Origin of the sequence: Pengzhenrongella phosphoraccumulans (genome assembly GCF_045689905.1) — a bacterium.
Taxonomy (GTDB): Bacteria; Actinomycetota; Actinomycetes; order Actinomycetales; family Cellulomonadaceae; genus Pengzhenrongella; species Pengzhenrongella phosphoraccumulans.
On the sequence record NZ_CP144210.1, the window covers coordinates 2,287,559 to 2,313,001 of the forward strand.

General features: G+C 71.9%; 17 protein-coding genes. 12 read left to right on the plus strand and 5 right to left on the minus strand.

The annotated features are described in order from the left end of the window. Nucleotides 1–310 precede the first annotated feature (310 nt). The 11 genes from VTA80_RS10590 (at nt 311) to VTA80_RS10640 (ending at nt 18,071) form a co-directional block, all read left to right on the plus strand. Nucleotides 311–5,743: an IPT/TIG domain-containing protein gene (locus VTA80_RS10590; RefSeq protein ID WP_407345462.1), complete on the plus strand. Its 5,433-nt coding sequence runs from the start codon at nt 311–313 to the stop codon at nt 5,741–5,743. Nucleotides 5,744–5,863: 120 nt separating this feature from the next. Beyond that, nucleotides 5,864–7,132 (plus strand): multicopper oxidase domain-containing protein, encoded by a 1,269-nt coding sequence (locus tag VTA80_RS10595; protein WP_407345463.1) that lies wholly within the window; start codon nt 5,864–5,866, stop codon nt 7,130–7,132. A gap of 23 nt (nt 7,133–7,155) precedes the next feature. Further along, a complete protein-coding gene (locus VTA80_RS10600) occupies nt 7,156–8,454 on the plus strand; it encodes a multicopper oxidase domain-containing protein (protein ID WP_407345464.1) in 1,299 nt (432 codons plus the stop codon). A 9-nt stretch (nt 8,455–8,463) separates the two neighbouring features. After that, the gene (locus VTA80_RS10605; RefSeq protein ID WP_407345465.1) at nt 8,464–11,580 is read left to right on the plus strand and encodes a multicopper oxidase domain-containing protein; all 3,117 of its coding nucleotides are present in this window, start codon (nt 8,464–8,466) and stop codon (nt 11,578–11,580) included. A gap of 71 nt (nt 11,581–11,651) precedes the next feature. Continuing rightward, entirely contained in the window at nt 11,652–12,212 is a 561-nt protein-coding gene (locus tag VTA80_RS10610) for a hypothetical protein (protein WP_407345466.1), read from the plus strand. Beyond that, complete coding sequence (locus VTA80_RS10615; protein ID WP_407345467.1) at nt 12,212–14,134, plus strand: copper resistance protein CopC; 1,923 nt, start codon at nt 12,212–12,214, stop codon at nt 14,132–14,134. Before VTA80_RS10610 ends, VTA80_RS10615 begins: the two co-directional genes overlap by 1 nt. Nucleotides 14,135–14,239: 105 nt before the next feature. Next, nucleotides 14,240–14,779, plus strand: coding sequence for a copper resistance protein CopC (locus VTA80_RS10620; protein WP_407345468.1), 540 nt, complete (start codon nt 14,240–14,242; stop codon nt 14,777–14,779). 34 nt (nt 14,780–14,813) lie between these two features. After that, nucleotides 14,814–15,926 carry a copper resistance D family protein gene (locus tag VTA80_RS10625; RefSeq protein WP_407345469.1) on the plus strand — a complete coding sequence of 371 codons (1,113 nt, stop codon included), beginning with the start codon at nt 14,814–14,816 and terminating at the stop codon, nt 15,924–15,926. Nucleotides 15,927–15,968: 42 nt separating this feature from the next. Then, complete coding sequence (locus VTA80_RS10630) at nt 15,969–16,721, plus strand: YcnI family protein (protein ID WP_407345470.1); 753 nt, start codon at nt 15,969–15,971, stop codon at nt 16,719–16,721. A 122-nt stretch (nt 16,722–16,843) separates the two neighbouring features. Beyond that, on the plus strand, nt 16,844–17,314 hold the full coding sequence (locus tag VTA80_RS10635; RefSeq protein ID WP_407345471.1) for a GyrI-like domain-containing protein: 471 nt from the start codon (nt 16,844–16,846) through the stop codon (nt 17,312–17,314). Between the two features lie 100 nt (nt 17,315–17,414). Next, entirely contained in the window at nt 17,415–18,071 is a 657-nt protein-coding gene (locus tag VTA80_RS10640) for an acetate uptake transporter (protein ID WP_407345472.1), read from the plus strand. Between the two features lie 15 nt (nt 18,072–18,086). On the opposite strand, the gene VTA80_RS10645 is transcribed toward VTA80_RS10640, so the two are convergent. The 5 genes from VTA80_RS10645 to VTA80_RS10665 form a co-directional block, all read right to left on the minus strand. Beyond that, entirely contained in the window at nt 18,087–18,827 is a 741-nt protein-coding gene (locus tag VTA80_RS10645) for a dienelactone hydrolase family protein (protein WP_407345473.1), read from the minus strand. Next, a complete protein-coding gene (locus tag VTA80_RS10650) occupies nt 18,824–20,284 on the minus strand; it encodes a PQQ-binding-like beta-propeller repeat protein (protein ID WP_407345474.1) in 1,461 nt (486 codons plus the stop codon). Before VTA80_RS10650 ends, VTA80_RS10645 begins: the two co-directional genes overlap by 4 nt. A 59-nt stretch (nt 20,285–20,343) precedes the next feature. Next, on the minus strand, nt 20,344–21,204 hold the full coding sequence (locus VTA80_RS10655; protein ID WP_407345475.1) for a glycerophosphodiester phosphodiesterase: 861 nt from the start codon (nt 21,202–21,204) through the stop codon (nt 20,344–20,346). 120 nt (nt 21,205–21,324) lie between these two features. After that, on the minus strand, nt 21,325–22,863 hold the full coding sequence (locus tag VTA80_RS10660) for a PQQ-binding-like beta-propeller repeat protein (RefSeq protein WP_407345476.1): 1,539 nt from the start codon (nt 22,861–22,863) through the stop codon (nt 21,325–21,327). A 130-nt stretch (nt 22,864–22,993) separates the two neighbouring features. Beyond that, nucleotides 22,994–24,607: a carbohydrate-binding module family 20 domain-containing protein gene (locus VTA80_RS10665; RefSeq protein WP_407345477.1), complete on the minus strand. Its 1,614-nt coding sequence runs from the start codon at nt 24,605–24,607 to the stop codon at nt 22,994–22,996. Between the two features lie 437 nt (nt 24,608–25,044). Between VTA80_RS10665 and VTA80_RS10670 the strand changes: the two genes are divergently transcribed. After that, nucleotides 25,045–25,407, plus strand: a complete 363-nt coding sequence (locus VTA80_RS10670; protein ID WP_407345478.1) for a DUF2834 domain-containing protein — start codon at nt 25,045–25,047, stop codon at nt 25,405–25,407. Nucleotides 25,408–25,443: the final 36 nt, after the last annotated feature.

Sequence of the window (25,443 nt, forward strand, 5' to 3'; positions counted from 1 at the left end):
GGGTTGGACCGCAACTCTGACGTGTTCGGTCATGGGGAGCAGTACAAATCGGACAAGTTCACCCACTGGGGCCCGGACTTCGCCCGATCGAGGGACCGACGCCGTCGGAGATGACCGCCGTCTGACGGGCGAATGGCCTGAGATGACCCCGCGGTGGCGTCGCGGTGGCGGTGGCCGGTCGGCCCGATGATCCCGGCCTGACGGGTTCCTGAGAGTTCGCCGCAGATCAGGCATGCCTTGCCTGCAGGGCCCCATGGTGAGCGTCATTCGCGTTGCCGGTCCGGCGCGCGGCGAGCCGATGGAGGGCACCGTGACTCATCAAACGGCCAGGAAGCGAAACCTTCGCTCCCTGCTTGCGGTCGGCCTCGCCGCCGCCCTGCTGCCGCTGACGCAGGTGGCCACCGTGCTGCCCGCCGTCGCGGCCCCTGCTGCGTTGGCGTCAGCGGTCCCTGCGGCTGCGCTGGCGGCAGCGGTGCCGGCGGGGCCCGGCAGCATCACGCTGACCGTGCACAGCTCACGCTCGGTGAACACCGGCCCGGGGTTCGTCCACCTCGGGGACGTGGTGCCGACCTACAAGTGGATCATCAACGCCGATGACACCGGAGACCCGGGCACCAAGACCAACCAGGGCACCGAGAACTGCCTGCCGTCGACGGCTCCCGGCGGGAGCACCGACCCGAACTACGCCGACTCCTGCCAGTGGCCCTCGGTCCGCAAGACCTCCGGCTTCGCCCCGATCCTCGCCCAGGGCGACGAGACCGACCTGAATGCGACCAAGGCCCTCGACAACCTGCCCGGCGGCAAGTACCTGATCTCGGTGACCGCCGACGGGTTCAAGATCGACGGTCAGCACTTCACCGTCTCGCCCGGGACCACCGCGGTGAACGTCGACATGAACCCGACGCCGCTGCCCCTGTCGACGATCCGCATCTCGGTCTTCAACGACAACGCCCCGGTCGACGGCACGTACGAGGTCGACGCCGAGCAGGCCCTGGCCGGCTTCACGGCCCACCTCACCGACGTGTTCGGCACCGTCAGCGTCGACTACTACGGCAACGCCCTGTGCACCGTCTACCAGCACGCGGGCGCCAACGGCGCGGGCCCGATCCTGTTCGACGCGAACAACAAGCCGATCGTCGACACCGCCAAGTCCACGGGGGTGTGCGTCAGCGACCGCAACGGCCTGGTCCTCATCCCGAACATGGGCCCGAACCGGCTGGCCGCCACCATCACCCCGCCGGTCCCCGCGGCTGGCCAGACCTACGAGTGGGTCCAGACCACCAACCTCGAGGGCGGCAAGGACTTCGACATCTGGAGCCAGGAGGGCTCGACCGGCTTCGACACCGAGCAGGTCAAGGGCGCGGAGCTGGTCCCGTCCGTGCAGTTCGGCTTCGTCAAGACCCAGGCGATCACGGTCCCGCGGCGCAACCCGCCGACCGGTGAGGTCAAGGGCGTCGCGGTCGTCGCGCTGTCGTACATCGGCGGCCAGAACGGCCAGGTCAACCCCGTGCTCGGCCTCGCGGGCGCCAAGTTCGGCGGCCCGATCGCTCGCCCGTGGGTCGCCCTGTCGGCGCTCGACCGCGGCGACGTGCAGGTCTACGCCGGTCGCGGCGCGGCCGACGGCTCGTTCGACATCAAGAACGTGCCCGACGGCGCCTACCAGCTCACGCTCTGGGACGACAACCAGGACTACATCCTGTGGAGCTTCAACGTGACCGTGTCCGGCGGGGCGGTCACCGACGTCGGCAACAAGCCGCTCGTCGGCTGGTTCTCGCACATCCACGGCACCGTCTTCATCGACTCCAACGCCAACGGCAAGCGCGACCCCGGTGAGGCCGGCGTCCCGCAGTTCCCCCTGACCATCCGTGAGCGCGACAACACGCTGATGGACCAGTTCACCAACACCGCCTCGACGGACTCGACCGGCGCGTACGACATGCAGGAGGTCTACCCGCTGGGCAAGTGGCTCGTGCTCGAGGCGTTCAACACGCGCTACAAGACGACGGGCATCACCTACAAGGGCGAGAACGAGTCGTCGTCGACCACGAAGCTCGGCAGCCTCGTCGACCTCGACTTCCTGCCGATCATCGGCCTGGGCGGACAGATCGACTGGGGCGTCCAGCCGTACGACACCGGTACCAACGGCGGGATCGTGGGCACGGTCAGCTACGACACGACCCGCAACGAGCTCGACCCGGCCGACGCCGTCTCCGAGGGCTACCAGCCCGGCATCCCCGACGTCGGCGTGCACCTGTACGCGACGACGCCCTGCACCGCGACGACGCCCGCCGACGTGGCCAACACGTGCCGCGAGGGCAAGGCCATCGTCCCGCTGCAGATCGCGGACCCGGCCTTCGTGCCCGATCCGGCCAACCCCCTGCCGGCCCCGATGGTCACCAACCCGGACGCCCACCGCGGCGCCCTGGTCAAGGGTCCGGAGCTGGCCGACACCGCGACCTCCGAGCAGTGGGCGCCGCCGCGCGGCTGCACCGCCCGGATGTACAACGGTCAGCCCCTGACCGACCAGCAGGCGTTGCCGGCCTTCGGCGCCGCCGCGAACAACCTCTGCGTCGAGGCCCCGATGATGGGCGTCGCGATCGGCCCGAGCGACACGACCGACCCGACGTCGGCCGGTCAGACGGTCAACGGCAACTACGGCTTCTCGACCTCGAACCTGAACCTGTGGCCGCCGTCGGACACCGTGCACAACCCGGGCGGGCTCGCGCTGTACGCCCCGCTGCCGGCCGGCGAGACGCAGGACCTGCGCGCGCAGGAGTACATCGTGTCGGTCGACATCCCCACCGACCCGGTGGACGGCAAGCCGATGTACAAGGCGACCTCAGAGGAGGACGTCAACGTCTTCGACGGCGACACCTACCTGCCGCAGGAGAACTACCCGCCGTCGACCCCGGCGGCGGCGAACGACCCGGCCGGACCGCCCGACAACGTGCCGACGGCTCCCTCGCAGCCGCCGTCGCAGCAGGCCGGCATCGTCTCGGCCTGTGCCGGTGACCTGCACACGGTCAACGTCACCAACGCGGCGTTCCTCGCCGGTGGCGGCAGCCCGTTCCAGGGCCTGGACCGGCCGTCGTGCGCCGACAAGGTCGTCACGGTCCGTAACGGCCAGGCAACCGCGCCGAACTTCAACCTGTTCACCGACGTGCCGCTGCCCACGCACTTCTGGGGCGTCACGCTCAACGACCTGGGCCTGACCCTGGACAAGCGCAGCGTCAACTACGGCGAGGCGCAGGGCCTGCCGTTCGTGCCGGTCGGCATGTACGACTGGTCCGGCCGGCTCATCGACACCACGCACACCGACTTCAACGGCCTGTACGAGGCCCTGGAGCCGTCCACGGACACGTTCAACTGCCCGGTCCCCGCGGGCCCGTGCCCGAACATGTACCGCTTCGTCGGCAACGACCCCGGCCAGCCCGGGCATCTGAACTCCGACTACAACTCCAGGTTCCGCACCATCGCGACGAACTTCCAGGCGTGGCCGGGGCTCTACACGGTGACCGACCAGGCGCCGACCCAGGTCGCGACGACCGCGCTCACGCCGGACACCACGACCGTCAACCCGACCATCTGCGACCTCGGCCCGTCGGCTCCCCAGCTGCTCGCGGTCGACCGGCCCTTCATCCGGCAGAACACGCCCGCCGACACGAGGGTCGTGACCGTCACCGGCTTCGGCTTCGGGGCGGGCGCGGGAGTGCTCAAGCTCAACGGGACCGCTGTGACCACCACGAGCTGGAGCGACACGAAGATCGTGTTCAGGGTGCCGACCACGGCGAGCGGCGCGCAGGCGCTGAGCATCACCGGGACCAACGGGCTGACGAGCTACAACGGCATCACGATCCAGGCGCTCGCGGCATCCGGCAGCAACCCGAACGGCGCGGGCACGTCCTCGACCAACCCCCGGATCGTCCAGGTCGGTCCGGGCAAGCCGTTCGCGACCGTCCAAGCTGCGCTCGAGGCCGCCCGTCCCACCAGTGCCCTCAAGTACTGGATGGTCGTCGTGTGGCCGGGCTCCCAGACACCCGACAACCCGCAGGGCCAGTACAACGAGAACCTGATCGTGCACCACCAGGTGAAGATCCAGGGGGTCGGTCCGGGTGGGTTCGATCCGGCGGGCACATTCGTCCCCGGCTCGATCCTTGACGGCGCGGGGTTCAACGCGGACAACGCGAACGGCTTGGCGTGGATCACGCTGCTCGGCTCGCTGAACTACGCCGGTGACCCGGCCGTACCCGACGCAGCCGTGGTCACCGTGCTCAACGACCCGGGCACCAACACGCCGTCGAGCTACCCGGTCACGATCGACGGCTTCACGATCACGGGCGGTGCCCAGGCCGACTTCCCGGCGAACATCAACCTGTTCACCGGAACGGTCAAGACGCCGTACGGCGCCGCCGGCGCCCTGGTCACCCAGGGCGGCGGGGTGTACGTCCACTCGGGCGTCGCCGGGATGCAGCTGACGAACAACATCATCCGCGGCAACGGTGGCTCCTACGGCGGGGCGGTGCGCGTCGGCACCCCGTACGTGGGCACCAACCACAACGCGAACTTCGTGCTCGCCCACAACCAGATCCGTGACAACGGCGGGACGAACCTCGCCGGCGGGATCGGGCTGTTCGCGGGGGCCGACGGCTACCAGGTCGACGGCAACGCGATCTGCGGCAACTTCTCCGCCGAGTACGGCGGAGCGGTCTCCGCATTCGGGTACCAGGGCACCACTGGCGGGAAGATCACCAAGAACCGCATCTGGTTCAACTCCTCGTACGACGAGGGCGGCGGCATCATGATCGCCGGCGAGCTCCCGGCCAACCCGGCGAACCTGTCGGAGGGCTCCGGGCCCGTCACGATCGACGCGAACGTCATCCAGACCAACCTCGCCAACGACGACGGCGGCGGCATCCGGCTCCTGCAGACCAGCGGGTCGCACATCTCGAGGACGTCGCCCGGGACGATCACCATCTCGAACAACACCATCGCGAACAACGTCTCCGCCCACGAGGGTGGCGGCATCGCGCTCGACGACTCGGCCTTCGTCAACATCGTGAACAACACGGTGGTGAAGAACCTGACCACGGCCACCGCCGTGACCAGTGACGGCTCGGCCGCTCCGGCCGGTCTGTCGACCGCGGCGAACAGCGTGCCGCTGCAGACCCGGCTCCGCTCGAGCCAGTTCCCCGGTTCGGCGGTCCTGGGGGCGACGGTGTTCAGCCAGCCGACGCTCCTGAACAACGTCTTCTGGGACAACCGGGCCGGCAGCTTCTCCGGCGGCTACGTCTACGGCATCGGCGGGACCCTCCCCGACGGCACCGACGGCGGCGTCAACAACTGGGACATGGGCGTGCTCGACGTGGCGGGGTCCCTCACGCCACTCAACTCGGTGCTCCAGACGACCACCGGGACGACCGCTAGCCCGACCAACGTCGTCACGGACACCCCAGGTCTGGTCGCCCCATACGACGTCTCGGTGAACATCCTGGCGTCGCGGACGAACTTCGCCTTCCGGCAGGCGTCGATCGTGGCCCAGCTGCTCCCACCGAGCCTGATGGGTGACTACCACCTGACGGGCGTCGGTTCGCCTGGCCGGGGGCTGGGTGCCGCCAGCACGCTCGTCCGGTGGGGCCCGGGCGGGACCGGGTGGACCTACACGGTGCCCGCGCCCGTCGCGGACATCGATGGGCAGGCCCGGCCCACCGGGACCCGCTACGACGCCGGCTCCGACCAGAGCTGATGTCCTGACAGACCCCTGGTGGCCTGCGTCCCCTTCTCGGCTCGCAGGCCACCAGGACTCTCACCCGCTTCACAGCGCACGCACCGCTCCCGACCACTACGCCTTCGACGTGGAGATGACATGACCGACAATGCAGCACCTCGAGGACTGTCCCGCCGGTCCTTCCTCACCGCGGGTGCCGGCGTCGTGGGCGCGACCCTCGTGGGGGCCCGCCTGCTCACCGTCGAGCCAGCCCGCGCGGCCGGCGCGCTGGCGGCCGCCGTGACCCACCCGAAGAAGGTCGTCCACCTCGCGGGGACGGACGGGTGGGTCTCGATGCCCCAGAACGCCCCCGCCGACCCGCCGTTCTTCCCGGACTCCCTGGCGCCGAGCGGGTTCAACACCTACGTGTTCGGCTTCCGCGACGTCACCGGGATGAGCTCGACCCAGGTCGCCGCGCAGCGTGGCAAGGCCCAGATCAGCGCTCCGATGATGGCGTTCGACGAGGAGGACGACATCACCATCACGCTGACGAACCTCGGCCTGCTGCAGCGCCCGGACCTCTTCGACGGGCACACGCTCCACTGGCACGGCTTCGTCAACGCGATCCCGCTGTTCGACGGCGTCCCCGAGCTCTCCCTCGCGGTCCCGGTCGGCCGCGACCTGGCCTACTTCTACCGCCCGCACGACGCCGGGACGTACATGTACCACTGCCACTTCGAGGACGTCGAGCACGTGCAGATGGGCATGACCGGCATGGTCCTCGTGCGACCCAAGCAGAACCGGACCCCGGTCGCCGGCGACCCGGTCGGGTCGAAGTACGCCTACAACGACGGCGACGGCTCGACCCGGTACGACCGCGAGTTCGCGTTCATGATCACCGAGCTCTGGTCGGCTGCCCACTACCGCGACGCGCACATCCAGGTCTCCGACTGGACCGACTACGACCCGAGCTTCTGGCTGCTCAACGGACGCGGCTACCCCGACACCGTGGCCCCGAACGGCGACCCGAACGTCACCGCGGCCGGGCGGCTGCAGTACCAGCCGATCTCGTCGTTGGTCACGTGCAACACGGGCGAGAAGGTCCTGCTCCGCATGGCCAACCTCGGCTACCAGAACCACGCGATGTCGGTCGACAACATCGACCTGCGAGTCGTGGCCAAGGACGCCAACCGGCTCGTGGGCCGCGACGGCATCACGAACTACCTCACGACCAACACGGTCGACGTCGGCCCCGGCGAGAGCCGCGACGTCATCTTCACCGCACCCGGACCGGGGGAGTACCTGCTCTACGACCGGCAGTACTCGTTCCTCGAGAACGGCGGTGGCCCGGGCTACGGCGGCATGATGACGAAGATCCTCGTCGGCGCGCCGGGCACCTATCCAGCCCAGACCGTCGCGAACGCGTGACGACACCGACCGAGGAGACGAAAATGAGACTCGCATTCCGCCTCGACCCCCGGCGGCTCGTCGTCGGCCTGGCCGTCGTCACGCTCATCGCGGCCGCCATCGTGACCAGCCCGCGCGCGGCCGGGGCTGCCACGTCCGAGGGCCTGCTGTGCGACACCAACGCGCAGCAGAGCTTCTCGCTCACCGCCCGGGACGGCTACGTGTCGACCCCGGACGGCAACTCGATCTACATGTGGAGCTACGCGAACAGCTCGCGCGGGTTCCAGCTCCCCGGCCCGACGCTGTGCGTGACCTCTGGTCAGCCCGTGACGGTGATCCTGCACAACACGCTCCCCGAGGCGACGTCGGTCGTCTTCCCGGGTCAGAAGAACGTCAAGGCCAACGGGAACCCGGCCCAGCCGCAGCTGGACACGGGTGGCTCGCTCACCTCGCTGGTCCAGTCCGCGGCCGCGACGAACGGGTCGGTCACGTACACGTTCACCGCCGGGACGCCCGGCACCTACCTGTACGAGAGCGGTACCGACGTCAACAAGCAGGTGCAGATGGGCATGTACGGCGCGCTCGTCGTGCGCCCCGCCGGCCACCCGGGTCAGGTCAACGACCGTGCCGACTCGGCGTTCAACCCGACCACCGAGTACGTGTTCCTGCTCTCGGAGGTCGACCCGGACCTGCACCTCGCGGTCGAGCGGTCGCAGCCGATCAACTGGCCGGCGTTCCACGCCCGCTACTTCATGATCAACGGCCGGAGCATGCCTGACACGATCGCCCCGAACGGCGCGTCGTGGCTGCCGGGCCAGCCGTACGGCGCGCTCGTGCACATCCGCCCCTACGACGCGGTGAGCAACCCGCTCCCCGCCGTCATCCGCTATCTCAACGCGGGCACGGTCAACTACCCGTTCCACCCGCACGGCAGCGACGAGCGGGTGATCAACAAGGACGGGCACGCGCTCGAGGGCCCGACCGGCCAGGACCTCTCGTACCAGAAGTACGACCTGGACGTGCAACCCGGGCAGACCGTCGACGCGCTGATGGACTGGCGCGACGTCGAGCACTGGGACGCGCTCACGAACCCGATCCCGACGCAGATCCCGGCCATCACCGACCAGCTGCTCGTCGGCACGGACACCTGGTTCAGCGAGAGCCCGTACCTCGGCACCAAGAACCCGCTGCCGTCGTCGATCACGAGCAACAACCAGTGCGGCGAGTACTACCACATCGCCCACAGTCACGCGCTTCAGCAGGCCACCAACTACGGCGCGACCTTCGGGGGAATGATGACGGTCTTCCGCATCGATCCTCCCGCCGGTTGCCAGGCGAATTGAGGAGTGGCGATGACTTCCCAGCCGTTCACTGACCACCCGGCCGCCCACCGGCCGATCCACGGGTCCGTTCATCGGGTCGTCGCGCTCGTCGCGTCGGCGAGCATGGTCGCCACGTTCGGGCTGCTCGTCGCCCCGAGCGCGACGGCGGTGGCGACCCGGGCTCCCGCTGTGTCCACAGCGGTGTCCGCCGCCGCCGTCGGCAAGCTCGCGCCGCAGGGCTGCACCGTCACCGGGACGGTTGCCGCGTGCGACCTATACGCGCTGGCCGGGACGACGTCGATGCTCGGCACCCCGCTGCCCATCTGGGGCTTCGCGAGCACGGCGACCGCTCCGGCCACGGCGCCGGGGCCGGTCCTCGTCGTCAACCAGGGCGACACCGTGTCCGTCACCCTGCACAACGCGCTCGCCGAACCGGTGTCCCTGGCGTTCCCCGGGCAGCCGGCGAGCGCGTTCTCTGCCGGCCTGTCGGGCACCGCCGAGGAGGTCGGCACCGCTCCGGGGGCCGCGACCACGTACACCTTCACGGCCGGCCGCGCGGGCACGTTCGCCTACGAGGCCGGCCACACGGCCGGCGGTGCGCGTCAGGTCGCGATGGGCCTGGCCGGTGCGCTCGTCGTGCGCCCGGCCGACGGCTCGGCCTACGGCTCGCCCGCCGGGTTCCCGGCCACGACGTACGACGACGACGCCGTCGTCGTCCTGAGCGAGCTCGACCCCGCGCTCAACGCCGCTCCCGCGACGTTCGACATGCGCAACTTCGCCCCGGCCTACCGGCTGATCAACGGCAAGCCGTACCCCTCGACCGACCCGATCAGCACCGACCAGGGCCACAAGGTCCTCGTGCGGTACGTCAACGTCGGCTCGCAGACCCACACCATGAGCCTGCTCGGCGCCGACCAGACGCAGGTCGCGACGGACGGGCACGCGCTGCAGTACGCCGAGACGGCGGTCGTCATGACCGTCGACCCCGGCGCGACCGCGGACACGATCGTCACGATGCCCTCGGGTCCGGAGGCCAAGATCGCGCTCTACGAGTCGGCCGGTCGCCTGGACAACGCCGGGCAGAAGACGGCCGACCCGCTCGCGTTCGCGTTCGGCGGGATGCTCACCTTCCTCGACACCGCGGCGCCGCCGCCGAGCACCGACATCGTCGGGCCGGTCTCGACGCACGTGGTCGCCTCGCCCAACCCGTCCAACGGGCTGGTCCCGGTCACCGTGACCGCTGACCTCAGCGACGCCAGCACGGGCGGCTCGACCGTCACGCAGGCCGAGCTCGTGGTCGACGACGCCGTCACGACCGGTGTCGGGTTCGGCACCGCGATGACCGGGGCGTTCGGCGCGGTCGACGTCGCCGGCGCGACCGGCACGATCACCACCGCCGTCCTGGACGCCCTCCCTGCGGGCAAGCACACCGTGTACGTGCGGGCGCTCGACTCCGCGGGCAACTGGGGCGTCGTCGGCGGCGTGGTCCTGAACCTGCCGAAGGTCGGCCCGCAGACCACCAACGGCAGCCTGACCGACACCCCGGCCAACGGCAGCGCCGACGTCGTCGTCGCGGCGACGGGGGATGACGCCGATGCCGGCACCATCACCGGCGCCGAGTACTTCCTCGACACCGTGGGCGCCACGGGGACCGGCCAGACGATGGCCCGCAACCGCACCGCCGCCGTCGTGTCCGAGTCGGCGACCATCCCGGCCGCCACCGTCAAGGCGCTCGGCGAGGGTGTTCACCACGTCCTCGTCCGCAGCCTGGACTCGCTCGGGCTGTGGGGTCCGACGCTGGACATCCCGCTCACCGTGGACCTGACCGGTCCGACCGTGCTGGGGGCGGACATCAGCCCGAACCCGACCAACGGGCTCCTGGCAGCCGTGGCCCAGCCGGGCAACCTCGTCGTGTCGACCGAGATCATCGACAAGGACGCGCGGGGTGGGGCGCAGAGCGTGCTCGTCGACGCCGAGGGCTTCCTCGACCCGAAGGTGGCGAGCCCGCCCGGCGGCACGGGGTTCCAGCTGGTCCCGGTCGACGGAGCCATGAACAACCCGGACGAGAAGCTCTACGGCCTGATCCCGCTCTCGCAGGCCCGGTCGCTGACCAACGGAGCGCACCAGGTGTTCGTCCGCGGGCTGGATGCGGCCGGCAACTGGGGTGAGCTGTTCGCGATTCCGCTGACCGTGGACAAGGCGGCGCCCGTGCTCGGGGCCGTCGTGGGGACGCCGAACCCGACCAACGGGGCGGCCAACCTCACGCTGACCGCGCCGGTGAACGAGGTGTCGTTCGCGACCGCCGAGTTCTGGGTCGGTGGCACGGACCCGGGCGTCGGCAAGGCCACCCGGATCCCGGTCGCGCTCGTCGGGACCAACATCGTCGCGACCGTCCCGCTCGCCGGGATCACGGCCGGCGGCCAGCAGTTCAACCTGCGGGTCCAGGACCTCGCGGGGAACTGGAGCAACGCCGTGAGCACGACAGTCACTGTGAGCATGCCGAACGCGATCTTCTCGGACACGTTCAACTCGGGGACGCTCGCGGCGTGGTCGGCCTCGACGGGCGGCGTCGTGGTCACCGCGGCGGCGGCCATCCCGGTCGGCGGTGCGAACCGCGGGTTGGCGGTCACGCTCGCCGGGGGCACGGGCAACCGCCCGAGCTTCGTCACCGACAACACGCCCACCGGTGAGACCGGGTACCACGCGTCGTTCGCCTTCAACGCGAACACGCTGACATCCGGGACCACAGCCGCCACCGTGCTCACGCTGTTCCAGGCGCAGACGGCGGCCGGCGGGCAGGTCTTCGCGGTGCAGTTCCACCGCACCGGTGGGGTCGCGCAGATCCGGGCGGTGATGTCCCGGACGGGTGCCGGCGCGCTGACCGGGAACTGGGTCACCCTGCCGGCCGGGGTCCACACGATCCGGGTCGACTGGACCTCGGGCCCGGCAACGGGGACCGCGGCCGGATCCCTCCGGCTCGTGCTGGACGGCACCAACGTCTCGACGCAGGCAGGCAACACCAGCGCGCTGCGCGTCGACACGGTCCTGCTGGGGGTGACGGCCGGGGTCACGCAGACCCGGACGTCGACCATGGCGGGCACGGCGTACTTCGACACCTTCACGTCGACCCGCCTCACCCTGCCGTAAGGCAGACCGCAACTCTCCCGGGGCCGCGACTCCCTTCGCGGCCCCGGGAGCCCTCAGGGAGGAGGAGCAGCATGTCTCAGCAGATGCAGTCCGATGGTGCAGTGCAGTCCGATGGTGCCGTGCAGTCCGATGGTGCAGTGCAGTCCGATGGTGCAGTGCAGTCCGACGGTGCGGTGAAGTCGGACTGGCGCTCCACCCGCTCCGTCGGCCAGTGGGTCGTCGCGATCGTGATCGCGGTCCTGGTGGCGCTGATCGCCGTCAACGTCGTCACGTCGAGGCACCCGGCCTCGGCCGCCGTCCCCGAGAGCTCCGCCATGGAGAACGCGCTGGGCGTGCGTTTCTCGCGCGTCGCCGTCGTGGCCGACGGCGGCCTCATCACCGTCAGCTACGTGGTGCTCGACTCCGAGAAGGCGCTGCGCTTCCAGGGGGACCGTGACCACCCCCCGGTCCTGCGCAGCGAGGCACGCGACGGCGGCACCAAGCGCGTCTCGCTGATGAAGCAGGGCCACCAGCTGCGGGCGGGGCAGACCTTCTACCTCGTGTACGAGAACACGGCGGGAGCCGTGCGGGCAGGTGAGCAGGTGACCATCGACGACGGTGACCTCCACCTGGCCCACGTGCCGGTGCTGTGATGTCCGACCCCGGCCCGACCCGCGCGGCGGGCGCCACCCGCGGTGACCGGTTCCGGCGGCTCGTGCGGCGGCTGGGACTGGCGCTCCTCGGCTTCTGGGTGATCGTCCTGATCGGCCCGGCACCCGCGGCGCAGGCCCACGCGTTCCTCGCCGGGAGCAACCCGGCCGACGGCGTCGTCCTGGCGACCGCACCGACGGAGCTGCGCCTGCAGTTCAGTGAGTCGGTGGTCCTTGGCGCGACCCGGATCGAGATCATCGACAGCTCCGGTCGGCGCCTGGGCACCACCCGGTTGACGCTGGTGGGTGCGGGGTCTTCGACCGAGGACCCGGTCGAGGTTGTCGCCGGGCTGCCAGCCCTCGCCCGCGGCGCCTACCGGGTGTCCTGGCAGACCCTGTCGAGCGACGACCTGCACGCCACGAGCGGCGTGCTGGTCTTCGGGATCGGCGCGACCGTGACCGCCGGCGGGCTCCGTGAGCCGTCACCGCCGCCCGTCGAGGTCGGCCTGCGCTGGGTCATCCTGCTGGGCCTGGCCGGGGCGCTCGGTGGACCGCTCGCCGGGCGCCTCCTCGCCCGCGCCGGGCTCGCGGCCGGGCTCGCGCAGAGGATCACCGCGTGGGGCGCCGTCGTGGCGGCCATCGCCGCCGGCGTGCTGCTGGTCACCCAGCTGGTGGCGTCGGGCGCCGACGCGGGCGAGCTGCTGCGGAGCTCGTACGGGGTGCGGTGGGGGCTGCGCGAGCTGGGCCTGCTGCTGCTCGTCGGCTCTGCCTACGCGCGCCCGGTGTCGGCCCGGCGACCGCTGCTGCTCGCCGGGGCCGTGCTGGCCGGCGTCGGGACAGCCCTGCTCGGTCACTCCGGGTCGGGGTCGGCGCCCGACGTCACGCGCGTGCTGGCCTCCGCGGCCCACCTCATCGCGGCCGTCACCTGGGCGGGATGCCTCACGATCCTCGCCGTCGTGCTGCTCGTGCCGCGACGGACCGACGACGGGGAGTCGCTCGGGCGTCGCGCGAGCGCCCGCGGGGTGCTGCGCCTGTTCGGGCCGCCGGCCGCCGCGTGCGTGGGCGTCATGGTGGTCACGGGGATCTACCTCAGCAGCGACGTCGTCGGCTCGGTCGACGCCGCGCTCTTTACGAGCTACGGCCGGACGCTGCTCGCCAAGGTGGCGCTCGCGGGCGTCGCCGGGGCGCTCGCGCTGGTCAACACCGTCGCCGTGCGCCGGCGCATCGTCCGTGCGGCGTCCGACCCGCGGCGCACCCCGCGGCGCACCCCGCGGCGCACCGTGATCGCCGAGGCGGTCGCCGCGGTGGGCGTGCTCGCGCTCGCCGCGCTGCTCACGAGCGGTCAGCCGGCGATGGAGCCACAGCTCGTCCGCAGCGCCACGTCCGCGGCGAGCGACGTCGTGGACCACACCGTCGGAGACCTGCAGGAGGCCGTGGCCATCCGACCGAACCGGCCCGGACCCAACGTCCTGCTCCTCGACGTGTTCAACACCCGACGCCCGGCCGTGGCGCCGGTCCGCGGGGTCCGGGTCGTGCTCACGTCCGCCGCGGGCGTGGCCGGAGCCCCGCTGGAGGCGGAGCCGATCGCGGACGGGCGGTGGTCGGTCGCAACCGACCTGGCGGCGGGCGGCGCCCTGCAGGTCCAGGTCATCGTGACCCGGGACGGGCTGGCCGACACGGTCGCCGACTTCCCGTGGACGGTGGGCGGCGCCGAACAGACCCGTGCCGCCGTCGTGTCTACCGCGCCGATCGGGTCCGCCCTGCGCGGCGTGGCGCTCGTGGCGCTGCTCGCGGTCCTGGCCGGCTGGTGGTTCGCGCTGCGGGGCCGGACGCGCGGGCGGCCGGAGCCTGAGACTTCGGCTCAAGCGGGTGAAACCCGCCCGGAAAGCGCCGATCGTCCGACCGTGCCGTCGCGCGCAGGCTAACTTTCGGATCGACAGTGGAGCGTGTCGACGACCGACCTGCCGCGTTCCGGTTCACGAGGCGCGGCGTGGGTGACTCCGCCGCGGGAGGCAACCGGGGGGTTCGACGTGAAGCGGCTTGCGTCCATGGTGCTCGGGCTGCTCACGCTGATCGCCGTCGTCGTGGGTGGGGCCGCGCCGGCCTCGGCGCACACCCGGCTCATGTCGACCACCCCGGTGAACGGCGCCGAGGTCGACGCCTCGCCGGACGCCGTGACGCTCACCTTCAACGAACCGGTCCGGGAGAAGTACAGCGAGGTCACGGTCACCGGACCCGAGGGCGGCACGTGGCAGGTCGGGAAGCTGACCCAGACCGGTTCGACCATCTCTCAGGCCCTGGTGCCGCTCGGTCCGAAGGGCACGTACACCGTGGCCTGGCGGGTCGTGTCCGCGGACGGGCATCCCGTGGCCGGCACGTTCACGTTCGTGCTCACGACCGCGGGGGAGGGTAAGCCCCAGACCCCCGGCACCGCGCCTGCCGTGCACGACGCAGGTGTGAGCTGGCTCGCCGCCGCCGGCGGGTTGGTCGTGGTCGCGCTGCTGCTGGCCGTCGGTGCTGTCGTCGTCACCCGTCGTCAGGCGAGCGAACGGGCGGGCAGCGATGCTTGACACGCTCCGCCGGGCGAGGTCCACGGTTGCGCCGGTGGGTCTGGCGGCGGTCCTGGTCGGTGCGGCCGTCGTCGTCGCGTCGTCGGCCCTGCTGGTGGTGCTGATCGGGGCGACGAACGGTTTCGCGGCCGCGGTGCCGCTCACGAGCTGGCTGCTGCCGATCGCCCGGCTGGCGATGGACCTCGCCGCGGTCGCCACGATCGGCGCGCTGCTGTTCGCCGCGGTGCTCGTGGAGGCACGGGCGGGGCGCCTCGCTCCCGGTGAGCTGCGGGCGGTGCGGGCCGCGGGTCGGTGGGCTGCGGTCTGGGCCGTGGCGGCGCTGGTGTCCGTGGTGCTCACCGCGTCCGACATCGCGGGCGTCGGACTGCTCGCTGCGGCGTCCCCGACGGCGTTGGGGGACTTCGTCCTGCACGAGTCCCACGGACGCGCGCTCGTCGTCGTCGTGGTGCTGACCGCGAGCCTGGCCTTCGCCGCGTTGCGGGCGCGCACCCTCGACGACACGCGCTTCCTGCTCGTCCTCGCGCTGGTGGCCGTGCTGCCGCCGACCCAGACCGGGCACGCGGCGGAGGCCGCCTTCCACACTCTCGCTCTCGGCACGTTGATGGTGCACGTCGTGGCAGTCAGCCTGTGGTTCGGCGGGCTCGCCGCGCTCGTGCTGTTCGGTCGAGGCTCGCCTGCGCTGGGCTCGGCCGCGGGACGGTTCAGCCGGCTCGCGCTGGGATGCTTCGTGGTCGCTGGCCTGACCGGCGGGGTCAACGCGTGGATCCGGCTCGGCGGTGGCGGGTTCTCGGTCGGCGAGCTCACCGGGAGCGTCTACGGACGGTTCGTGGTCGTCAAGCTCCTCGCGCTGGTGGTGCTCGGCGGGGTCGGCTGGTGGCACCGCCGGCGGACGCTGCCGGGCATCGCGGCCGGGACGCCCGGAGCGTTCCGCCGGTTCGCCCTCGTGGAGCTGGTGGTGATGGTGCTCACCGTCGCCCTGGCGGTCGCCCTGTCGCGCACCCCGCCGCCCGCGTTTCCCGACCCGGACCAGCCCGCGGTCGAGCAGGTCACGCCGCAGTGGCCGTGCTCGACCGATCCGGTGCTCCTGCTGCGCACGAAGGAACGCAGCGACGTCGTGCGCTGGGCCCGCCTGTGCAACTCCTCGTGACCGATCTTCCGCCGCGCCCCGCCCCGAACTGAAGGCTCACCCATGTCCGCACTGTCACCACCCCGGCCGCGTCGCGCCATCGGTTCGAGCCGCACCCGGCGCCTCGGGTTCGCCGCGCTCGCTGCGGCGGCGCTCGTGCTCGTGCCCGCCGCGGCGGCGTCCGCGCACGTGCGGGTCATCCCCGACGCGACCTCGTCGGACGGGTTCGCCAAGGTGACCTTCCGGGTGCCGAACGAGTCCGCGACCGCGGGCACGGTCAAGGTCGAGCTCGCGTTCCCCACGGACACCCCGTTCATCTCGGTGACCTACCTGCCGGTGGCCGGTTGGACCGCCGAGGTGGTCGAGGCCGACCAGCCGAGCCCGGTCGAGGTGGCCGGGGCCACGCTCACGCGGGCGCCGTCGAGCGTGGTCTGGACGGCCGACCCGGGCGTGCAGATCGCCCCGGGGGCGTTCGAGGAGTTCTCGATCGTCGCCGGACCGCTGCCGGATCCTGGCACCGAGGTCGAGCTGCCCGCGACGCAGACGTACTCCGACGGAGAGGTCGTCGCGTGGGACGACCTCGCGCTGGTCGCCGAGCCGGAGCTGCCCGCGCCGGTGCTGATCGTCCCGATCGGCGAGGAGGATGCGGCGGCGGGTGACACGGCGACCGGTGACACGGCGACCGGTGACACAGCAGCCGGTGCCACCGCGTCGGACCCCCTCGCGCGCGGCCTCGGCGGCCTGGGCCTCCTGCTCGGGGCGGGAGCGCTCGTCGTCGTCCTGGCGAGGCGTTCTGCCCGCACCGACCGGAGCTGACAGCTCCCACGCGATCGAGGGACCTTCGCCCCTACACCTGGTGTCCAGCCCCCGGGTACGGCTAGGGGGAGCCGACCTCGTCCGAGGTCGAGCCCCGCCCGCGTAGGAGACAGGAGCCCATCATGACGATCGACGGCCTCAAGATCGACCGCGAAGAGCGCGACCCGCAACCCATCGTCGGTCTGCACGAGGTCGTGGCGATGACCGACCTCTCGGACTTCTTCGGTCGGGCTTTCGAGGCCGCGGCGGCCGAGCTCGCCCGCCTCGGCGAGGCGCCCGCCGGCCCACCGGTCGCGCTCTACCGGGGACCGGCCTCCGAGACGATCGACGTCGTGGCGGGGTTCCCGGTGCGGCACGTCGTCACGCCGACCGGCGGCCTGGTGGTCGAGATGCTGCCGGGCGGTTCGCTCGTGGAGACCATCCACACCGGGTCCTACGACGACCTCGGGAGGACCTACGCGGGGTTCTCCGAATGGTTCGCCGAGCAGGGGCTGACCGTCTCGGGCGCGATGTGGGAGGAGTACCTCGTCGGTCCCGAGAGCGAGACCGATCCGAGCCGGTGGCAGACCCGGATCGTGTACCCCGTCGCCTGAACCATTCCCCCACGCGGGCTGCTGTCGACCGCTAGTCTCTCGACATCAAGACAGTCCGCTGCGCACCTCGCGCAGGGCATGGGGGAACGAGGGTTCAAAGATGAGCAGCAACGTTGACCTGCAGCGCGACTCGGCGAGTGCGCCGGCCGCCCGCAACGGAACGCACACAGCCGAGCTCGTGGCGGTCGTCAAGCCGACGCCGCTGGCCGACCCGGCCGCGCTCGGCCTGGGCGCCTTCGCCCTGACGACCTTCGTCCTGAGCGTCTTCAACGCCGGCCTCGTTCCGTCGACCGCCGAGCCCGTCATCCTCGGCCTGGCCCTGTTCTACGGCGGCATCATGCAGTTCGCCGCCGGGCTGTGGGAGTTCGTGAACAAGAACACCTTCGGGGCGACGGCGTTCTGCTCCTACGGCGCCTTCTGGATGGCCTTCTGGTTCCTCGCCCGGTTCACCGACCTGTCGGCGGCCGGGGCGGACGCCAAGAAGGGGGTCGCGGTCTTCCTGTTCGCGTGGGGCATCTTCACGCTGTACATGACCATCGCTGCGCGCCGGACCACCTTCATGCTCTTCCTGGTCTTCGTGTTCGCGGCCCTGACGTTCTTCACGCTCGCCGCCGGGGACTGGACCGGGACCGTCGGCATCACGCGCGTCGGTGGCGTGCTCGGCCTCATCACCGCGTTCCTCGCCTGGTACGTCTCGTTCGCGGTCGTCATCAACTCGACCTACAAGCGCACCGTGTTGCCGGTCTTCCCGCAGTAGCTCGACCTGAGCCCCTCAGACCGGGGGTGCGAGGTGGTGGTCGAAGAACGACTCGATCCGCCGCCTCGCATCCACGGCCGAGGGCTCGTGGTACTCGGACGTGCCGAGGAACTTGCCCATCACGACGACGATCCTCGGCGTGGGATCACCGGCACCCGGGTGGTCGTTGAGGAACGAGTGCCCCGCGTCGGGGTACTCGACCACGTCGTGGTCGACGTCCACCGCCGTCAGTGCGCGCTCGAGCCGGGCGGCCGTACCCCGGTTCGCGCGGTCCTTGGCCCCGTAGCTGCCGACGATCGGGCAGGCGTCGGCGAGGAAGTCCTCGAGATAGGCGTCCTTGCCGGGCCCGACGCCGTAGTTCACGCTCGAGGCGGAGAACCCGTGGCCCGGGGCGAGCATCAGCGCGAACCCGCCACCCATGCAGAAGCCGATCACCCCGATCCGGCCGGTGCAGTCCGCCTGCCCCGAGAGCCAGGTCCGCACCGCCTCGACGTCGTCGAACGCGCTCCCACGGCCGGCGCGGATGTCGCGTGCAGTCGCGCGCAGGCAGGTGAACGTGCGGCCCCAGTGGAACAGGTCGGGCGCCACCGCCAGGAACCCCGCGCTCGCGAGCCAGTCGGCCTGTCGGCGCACATCCCGGGTCCAGCCCAGCGCGTCGTGGATCACGACGACCCCCGGCCACGGTCCGGTGCCGGTGGGTCGTGCCACGTAGACGGGCATCTCCCCGCGTGCGGTCGCCATCGCGGTCTCGCTCATCGGCGGGGCTCCTTCGGCAGGCTTCCCAGGGCGACCGTCTCCCGGTTGGACAGACCGTACAGCCGCCCGTCGACCGGCACGAGGTATTGGTCGTCCGCGATGTCGGCCTCCCAGCGCACCCGGCCGTCGTCGAGCCCGTGGGCCACGAGCACGATCCCGCGGCCGCCGTCGGGCTGGGCGAGGAGCACGAGGCGGCCGTCGCTGAACAACGTGCTCTGGGCGGTCTGCCCGACGGGCATCGCCCAGACCGGTCGTCCGGTGCCCCCGTCGACGGACTCCAGCTGGTCGGCGTCCGCCCGGATCACGCGGTGGTCGAGGATCATCACGCCGCGCCCCGCGGTGCCCGACACCCGCCAGCGGGGGCGGCCGGTCGCGACGTCGTAGGCGATCAGGGCGGTTCCGCCCGGCGGCTGGACCAGGACGAGGTCGGCGAGCGTGCCGTCGTCGGGGCTCGCGTGGACCGGGGTCCCGCTCGCCGTGAATGCGCGGCCGGTGTCGAGGTCGACCACGCGCGTGCCCGGGCCGCCGTTCGCGGCCGTCGTCGGCTCGGTGATCAGGGGGCCGGCGCCCACCGGCTGGACGCGGCCGGTCACGACGAGCGTCGGGTCGGCGGTCCACGAGTGCCGCAGCGTGCCGTCGCCCGCGAGCACCCATGACGCCCCCGCGGCCCCGACGACCACGAGGTCGCCCGCCACCGTGAGCGACACGTCCTGCCGACCGAAGGCCTCCCGGAGCACGCGGCTCGGGCTCACGAACGTCCAACGCTGCTCGGCCCCGAGCGCGTCGGTACGCGCCACCCGGACGCGGCCGTCGGCGTCGACGTGCCCGACGACGAGGTCAGTCCCGATCGCGGCGATCGCCGCGCCGGTGTCCGTGGGGGCGTCCGAGCGCACGACGCCCGTGGCCGCGTCGATGACCAGCAGCCGGGCCATGGTCCGGTCGGCGACGAGGCACACGACGACGGCGTCGGCCTGCGGTTGCCCGGCGGTGGTCGGCGCCAGGGGAGGGTCGGGCAGCGCGCAGGTGGTCCCGGCGTCCGAGGTGCCCCGCGGGCGCGGCGCGGCCCGCCAGAGCGTGGCGCCGGTCGCGGGGTCGAGCGCCACCACGCCGACGTTCCCGCCCGGCCGGTTCTCCACCCCGACCAGGCGCCCGTCCGACTCCGCGACCCCCGGCCACAGGGAGACGTCGCTGCGCCACACGTCGGTCACGGGTCCGGCGAGCGGAGCGAGGAGCTCGGGCGTGCCCGCCAGCCCGGCCAGCCGGGTGCTCTCGCTCCGGTCGGCGCTCAGAGCCCCGGCGACGACCACGGCGGCGGCGGCGGCCGTCGCGGCCAGCCACCACCACCTGGCTCGTGCTGGTCTGGGCCGTTGTTCCGGGCCGACGACGGCGTCCGCGCCGGGGGCCTCGCCGGACTCACCGCCCGCGAGCTCGACGTCCTGCATGTCGCGACGCCCCACCTGAGCGACCCTACCCAGCGGGGTCCGTGGCGCAAAGATGTGGGCGCGGGCCGATGGGCTCAGGCCGCCGACCCGGCGAGCCGGTCTCGACGCTCGTCGAGGAGGGCGGTGAGCAGGTCGGGCCGGTTGGTGATCACGCCGTCGACGCCGAGGTCGAGCGCACGGGTCAGGTCGGCCACGGTGTCGACCGTCCAGACCCGGCAGTCCAGGCCGAGCCGGTGGACCTCGGCGACGTACGCCGCGTCGACAGCCAGGTGAAAGGGATTGATCCCGTCCACCCAGGTGGCCAGAGCCGGCAGGTCGGACGGCGCAGGCCGGCCGAGAAGCGCGACCGGGACCCGGGACTCGGCGCGGTGGTAGCGCCGTAGCGAGTCGACGTCGAGCGACTGCACGGCGAGGCGGCCGGTGGCGACGGCCGACCGGACGTAGCCGCGGAACTCGCGCATCAGGTCGGCGACCTCGTCCTCGATGCCGGGGTAGCGGCCGGGGGACTTGAGCTCGAGCAGGAGGCCGGAGCCGCTCGTGCGCAGAGCTCGGATCGCGTCGGCCAGGGTCGGTACCCGCTCGCCGGCGAACTGCGCGCCGTTCCACGAGCCGGCATCGAGCGTCAGCACCTCGGCCAGGGTGAAGTCGGCGAGGTGCCAGGGTGCGCGGTCGGGAAAGACGCGTGCCGCGTCGGTCGTCCGGGTGAGGGTCGCGTCGTGGAAGACCACGAGCTTGCCGTCCCGGGTGCGCTGGACGTCGAGCTCGATCAGGCTCGCGCCGAGGGTGATCGCGCGGCGCACCGCGGCGAGGGTGTTCTCGGGGGCATCGGCGCTCGCGCCCCGGTGCGCCACGGCGAGCACCCGCGTCGCGCCCGCGGGCTCAGCTGACGTGCGTGGGGGGAGGACCAGGGCGGCAGCCTTGGTGAACAGGGACACGACCGGCCTCCTGCGCAGGAGTGGGTGGGACGTCACCAGAGTGCACCGCCAAGGTGACGCGGACATGGCGTGCACGTGACCGGGCGGCGGCGGAGTTGTCGTCGGACCCTCCGGTGGACCTCAGTCGAGCCGGATCAGGCCCTGCTCCGTCCACCCGTACAGCTGGCGGCCGAGCGAGAAGGGGTACAGGTCCCAGGAGGCGGCGGTGGTCCACCGCAGCCGGCCGTCGTCGAGCCCGTACGCCGCGAGCGTCGGATTCCTCCCGGCATCCGCGTCGACGAGCAGCACGACTCGCCCGTCCGTGATCAGGGGGCTCTGCGCCGCCTGGCGGATGCCGGTCGACCACAGGACCGCTCCCGTCCCGCCGTCGATCGCCTGCAGCTCGCCGGCCTCGGTCCGCAGGACCCGTCCGTCGAGGATCGCGGTGCCCCCGCCGGCGCTGTCCGGTGCCGTCCACCGGGCCCGCCCGGTGGCGACGTCGTAGGCGGTCAGCACCTCGCTGGCCGAGGACCGCAGCAGGACCAGGTCGGCGAGCGAGCCGTCGTCGACCATCAGGAACGGAGGGTGCCCGGTGGCGGTGAAGGAGTCCCCGGTCGCGAGGTCGATGATCCGGGTCCCGGGCGCGCGGCCGTTGACGCCCGAGGCCGGCTCGGCGATCAGCCGGCCCCGGCGGAGCACCTCGACCTGCCCGCCCAGCTCGGTGGAGGCGCCGGGGGTCCAGGTGTCGAGCACCTCGCCGTCGGCGGAGAGCACCCACGTCGGGCCGGCGTCGACCACGATGAGCCCGTCCCGCACCGTGACGGACGCGACCCGCTGGCGGGTGTCGTCGATCGGTACCGGCTCCGGGCTCACGAACGTCCACCGCTCGGTCGTCCCGCGCGCGTCGGTGCGCGCGAGGTGCGCCCGGCCGTCGTCGTCGATCCGGCTGGTGACGAGGTCCGCGCCGAGGGCGGTGAGGGTGGTGCTCGGCTCGACGGGGCCGTCGGAGACCAGCGCACCGGTGGTGGTCTCGATCACCACGAGCCGGGCGGCTGTCGGGTAGAAGACGTACCCGGCGGTGTCCTCCGCGGTGATGACGACCTTGTCGGCCACGACGCACGCGATCACGGGTGCTGAGGCTGCGTCCTTGGCCCCTGGGGCTGACGGCGCCGCGGGCTCCGGGACCGCGCAGTCCGCCCAGCCGTCGACCGGGCCGGGGGGTCGGGCCGTGACTCGCCAGGCGGTCTCGCCCGTCCGCGGATCCAGGCCGACGACGTCGACCTGTCCGTCGTGACCGCGGTCGACCCCCACGAGTCGGCCCCCCGACGCCGCCAGGCCCGAGCCTGACGTGAGCGAGCTGCGCCACACCTCGGCGACCGGGCCATCGAGCGGAGCCAGGATGCCGGGGACCCCGGCGAGGGCGGCGAGGCGGACGCGCTCGTCGCGGGCCGTGATCGCCGAGTTCGCGGCGACGAACAGCAGCAGGACGAGCCCGACCGCGAGCGGCCACCATCGCCGGGCGGCGGACCGACCGCGCGTGCGGGGACCGGGACGCTCCGACCGCGGCCGGTTCCCGGGCGGATGTCCGTCCGGCGCCGCACCCGGGAGCGTGGGATCGGCCTCGTCGGCATCGACATCGACGAGGACGACGTCCTGCAGGTGCGGCCGCGGCGAACGCATCTCGCGAGATTACCTAGCCGGAGGGCTTCGCGCGCGGGCGGTCCGGCGTGGCCCTGGTTCGGGGCGGGGCCCCCATCCAGGTGCTCGATGGGGGCCCCGCACAGATCCCGGCGAGGACCGCCGGGACCGGTCAGCTGCGCCAGGTGTCGGCCAGGGTGAGAGTCCCGCTCGCCGGCACGGTGGCGGTGCGGTTCACCCCCGACTCCCAGGTGACGGCGCCGCTGGCGTCCTTGCGGACGTACTTGTACTGGAAAGCCCCGGCGGGCAGCGCCACGGCGAGCTTCCAGGTCGGGTAGCTCGCTGACGAGAGCGGGAGCGCGCGGGTCGCGTCCCAGGCGCCGAGCGCGGCTACGTCGCCGACGACGTAGATGTTCTGCCCGAGCGCGGTCGTCGCGGTCACCGCGAACGACGTCCCGGCCGGTTGCGGGTCGACGACGGCGGCGCCGCCGCTCGCGCCGCTGTACAGCGCGACCGACTCGCCTGCGGGGACGGTCGCGGTGAACGTGCCGGTCGAACCCACCGAGTAGGTGGCGCCGGTGCAGGCGCCGTTCGCGCCCGGGTCGCCGTGGGCGACGTCGCAGTAGCGCCCCGCGGGGAGCGAGGTCTGGAACGTCTGGGTGAGGGCGCCTGCCTCGTGGTTGAGCACCACGAACCCGGCGTTGCCGCGCCCGAAGGCGATCGCGTTGTTGCCGTTGGACCACCAGTTGGTGACCCCGGCCCCGGCGACGGCGTTCCGGAAGCCCACCATGTTCGCCACGGGCCGCCAGGCGTGCTGGCAGCTCCAGCCGTCGGTGTAGCACGCGCTGACGTTGCCGCCAGCGGGCGGGCCGGCGTCGAAGCTGGTGAACGAGTACCCGGAGTAGACGTTCGGTGAGCCGTACGGCCACGCGAGCATGAAGACGTTGGCGAGCGTGTACGTGTTGCCGTAGGTCGAGTTCAGGGTTGAGCCGTTGCGCTCGGTGTCCCAGTTGTCGACGAAGACGCGGGCCTGGTTGCCGGGGAGGTAGCCCCACGACTGGCCCCAGTTGTTCAGGTTCGCAAGCTTGTCGCTCGTGAAGATGCGCTTGAGGTCGACCGCAGCCCGGAACTCGTCCAGGTCGCCGGTGCCGGTGTACTCGGTCGGCTGGACCGGCTCGCCCGCGCCGTAGATGACCTCTTGCACCCAGTAGACGGACGGCTTGGTCAGCTTGGCCTTGATCGCGGCGAGGTCGGACGCGGCGATGTGCTTGGCGCCGTCGACCCGGAAGCCGTCGACCCCGAGCGCGAGCAGGTGGTTGAGGTAGGCCGCGATCGTCGACTGGACGTAACCGCTGCCGGTATTCAGATCGGCCATACCGACCAGCTCGCAGGTCTGGACGTTGGTCCGGTCGCCGTAGTTGGTGATGGCGGTGTGACAGGAGTGGAAGTCCTGCTCGCCGTAGAAGCCGGGATAGGCGTACTTGCTGTAGCCCGTGCCGCCGGTCCCGGTGCCCGACCCGGCGGTCATGTGGTTGATCACCGCGTCGGCGACGACCTTGACGCCCGCGGTGTGGCAGGTCGCGACCATCGCGGAGAACGCGGCCTCGTCGCCGAGGCGACCGGCGATCTTGTAGCTCACCGGCTGGTAGGAGGTCCACCACTGCGAACCCTGGATGTGCTCCTGGGCGGGCGACACTTCGACGTACCCGTACCCCTTCGGGCCGAGCGTGTCGGTGCAGGCCTTGGCGACGGAGGCGAACGACCACTGGAACAGCGTGGCGGTCACGTCCTTGTTCCCCGGTGGGGTCGCGGCCGCCGTCGGCGCCCCCGCGATCCCCCGCCGAGGCTGCCGGCCAGGGCGAGGCAGGCCAGTGCGGCCAGGCCGAGGGTGTGCCGGGGGACTCGAGCTGAGCCCGGGGTCCTGGGTTGACGTCGGGAGAGCGCTAAGCGCACGAGAAGCTCCTTTGCTTCGACGCGGTGCGACGGTTGTGCCGCATCGCACTGCAACTTGCTGCAACTGCTTGCAGTCACGCAACCTAGGCCCCTGTCACAGGTCACGTCAAAGACGAGTCACTGCGGGAGCGGCCGGAGTCATGGACGTGGCACGCTCCGAACGCCGGATCATCCCGCCTGCGGCGTCTAGGTTCGCTGGATGCAATGGAGCGAGCATTGACCGAGAACGGCGCCGTGCCCAAGGATCGAGCAGTGCCGAAGAACCGAGCAGTGACTAAGAACTGGACCCCGCTTGCTCTCGGATACCTCGGGTTGAGCCTGACCGGGCTGATCGGGACCTGGACGTTCAACGTGCTCGCCGTCCAGCAGGCGCGGGACTTCGTCGGCGACTGGGTCGGCAGCGGTCCCGCCGTCTCCTCACTCACGGTCGACTTGCTCGTGGCGGCGGTCGCAGGCAGCGTCTTCATCGTCGCCGAGTCGCGTCGGCTGGGGATGAGGTGGGGCTGGCTCTATGTCCTGGCCTCGGGCCTGACGGCGTTCGCGTTCACGTTCCCGCTGTTCCTCGCCATGCGTGAGCGTGACCTGGTCGCAGCACGGGGGCGCGCAGCGGACCCGGGCGCGACCGGGGACTGATCGTTGGAGCCGTTGCGGTTTGGCGGTGCACGTCCC